A 1,631-nucleotide genomic window follows, 5' to 3' on the forward strand; every position below is an offset into this window, starting at 1 on the left:
CTAGCCCGTCTTATTCATGAGCGCGATTGCGCGTTTGCCGCCAGCGAGCCGGCGCGGATGGTTGAGGCGGCTTTTTCACCGCGACTTGGGCTGGACTTGTTGAACGCGCTGGAGGGTAGAGATGTGGGGTTCGGCGGGGGCATTCGATATGCCCCGGCGCTCATGGTGCTGCCGGCTGCAGCGTGATGGCGATCGCGCGGAACAAGCTGTCTTCGGGACAGGCTGCGGCGAAGGCCAGGCGGATGCGCGAGACGGTTTCGGTGACGCGGGCGCCGAGCTTAAGGAGCCTGAGCCGCAAAGTGGCGAACTCGGCTTTGCTGAGCTGGTGGGTTTTGGGCACCGCGTCGCGCAGCGTGAGCATCAGCCAGTATGCGGCAGTGTGCAGGACGAGGCGCACCTGGTTGGCAATTGGTGAGCGGCAGGAGGTGCGGTCCGAGGCAAGCTGGCTCTTGTGCATCTTGATCAGATTCTCGGCCTGGCCGCGGGGGCAATAGACCACGTCGTAGATGTGCTGGGCCGAGCCGTTGGCGAGGTTGGTGACGACGAAGCGGATGTCGAGGCCGAGCTTGGTCGCCTCGATGCGGGCGCAGGCGCGGCGATGCATCTTCCAGGATTTCGCTTTGTATCGGGTCTGGGTGTAGCCGCGCAGCGCCGGCTTGTGCTCGAGCGCTCGGCGGGTGCGGATATCATCGGCGACTTCATCGACGAGACGCTGGAGAACCTTGTTGCCGGGCAGACCGAAGACGTAGTCGACCGCATTATCCTCGCACCAGGCCATGACCTGCGCCCGCCCATAGTGGCTGTCACCGCGGATCAGAATGCGGGTTCTCGGCCAGCGGGCGCGGATCATCCGGACAAGCCGGCGCAGATGACCGCGAATCTCTTTGCCCGTCGGCGTCTTTCCCGGACGCAGGATCATGGCGACCGGCCGCCCTGTCGCGGCGTCGTAAATGTGGATCGGCAAGAAGCATCGCTCGTCGTAATGAGCATTGAAGAGCGACAGCTGCTGATGGCCGTGAACGGCATCGAGCGTGTCATCGATGTCGAGCGTCACGCTTTTGGGCGGCGCGACATAGCTCGACAGCCACAGATCCACCAGCACCCGGCCGAGCCGGATGACAGTGCGCAGGTCCGGCAGGTTCTCCAGCCGCGAACACGTCGGCTGCGAGCACAGGTCATTCCCGCTGTCGGGCAGCTGACCACAGGCGAGCTTGAAGGCCGGATCGGTGCGCAGCCGATCGAGATCGTTGGCGTCCTCATAACCGCAGGCGATGGCGAAGATGCGGGCGCGCAGGATGTCAGCCATGGCGTGCGTCACGCGCGCTGGATCGCGCGGATCCTGGATCGCAGCGGCAAGCCTGTCAGCCAGGTGCAGCCGCCGCTCGGCCGCGGCCAGCAGCATCACGCCGCCATCCGAGGTGATGCGTCCGCCGTCAAACGCAGCTGTGATCTTCTTGCGTCCAACGGCTGGAAACGAGAACGGCAGCAACGTATCGTCGGTCATGGCGGGTGTGGCTCGCAAGATGTGGGCGACAGGAATGGCTTCAGCACCAAAATCCTACGCCACATCAATCGCTTAAGCTACATCCGCCAGCCTCTCAGACGGGTCGTCGTGCATAAGACGGGCTAGC

2 protein-coding genes are annotated in these 1,631 nt (G+C 64.2%); one reads left to right on the top strand and one right to left on the bottom strand.

Going from position 1 to position 1,631, the window contains the following annotated elements; all coding sequences use genetic code 11:
• A partial coding sequence (locus ACFFNA_RS36845) for a hypothetical protein (protein WP_378924953.1) occupies positions 1–186 on the top strand: 186 nt, incomplete at its 5' end.
• Here the strand turns inward: ACFFNA_RS36845 and ACFFNA_RS36850 are convergent.
• Complete coding sequence (locus ACFFNA_RS36850; protein ID WP_378924955.1) at positions 161–1,504, bottom strand: IS1380 family transposase; 1,344 nt, start codon at positions 1,502–1,504, stop codon at positions 161–163. The two genes, ACFFNA_RS36845 and ACFFNA_RS36850, sit on opposite strands and share 26 nt — an antisense overlap.
• Positions 1,505–1,631 lie beyond the last annotated feature (127 nt).

Origin of the sequence: Mesorhizobium kowhaii, from assembly GCF_042431665.1 — a bacterium.
In the GTDB taxonomy this organism is placed as follows: Bacteria; Pseudomonadota; Alphaproteobacteria; order Rhizobiales; family Rhizobiaceae; genus Mesorhizobium; species Mesorhizobium kowhaii.